This window comes from Polaribacter sp. BAL334, assembly GCF_015767435.1.
Lineage (GTDB): Bacteria > Bacteroidota > Bacteroidia > Flavobacteriales > Flavobacteriaceae > Polaribacter.
Map to the genome: position 1 here is coordinate 1 of NZ_JADWOV010000074.1, position 611 is coordinate 611.

Annotated in this window: 1 protein-coding gene; it reads left to right on the top strand. The window is 30.4% G+C overall.

The window, feature by feature from the left end:
* Window positions 1–322: 322 nt before the first annotated feature.
* Window positions 323–611: hypothetical protein (locus IU405_RS15555; protein ID WP_231749393.1), on the top strand; the 289-nt coding region annotated here is incomplete at its 3' end.

Consider the following 611-nt stretch of genomic DNA (forward strand, 5'->3'; position numbering starts at 1 on the left):
TAAATGAGGTGTTTTTTGGTAGCATTTGCCCTACAAAATGCTTCCAAACCGAGTAAAAATGACAGTGATTTTGACTTTTTTTACAGGATTTTTCCTGTATTTGCTTTTGGGATGCGGATGGTGTTGGATTTATTTGTATTTTGGGGGCTGAATGGGTGGCTATGTTTTCATAAAAAAAAGTTAGATAATGTTGGACATATAAACTATTTGTGTGTCATGCTATAGAAACAATTCAGACCTGAAATTGACTGTGAAAAATTAATTTAACAAAACAGGGAAGCCGAAAACTGATTAGAGTAGGCAAAAGAAAACTTACACTAAAATGAAAAAACAATTATTAATGTGCATTTTGACTATGTACTCATTTTCTTTATTTGCTCAGGATAAAACAATGTTAACGAAGGGTGAAACAATTAATTACTTATCCAAAAAGCTAAGTGAGGTTATTGGTTATCAAATTAGTAAACAGTATATAGAATTTAACAAGATTAGTATGAATGACTGTGAAATCCTTTATTTAAAAAAACATGCCAACAAACTGGACTATTCACCAAGTTATAGATCTGAAGTCTATGATAATTATCGAACTGGTGAATTTTCCAATACATTTA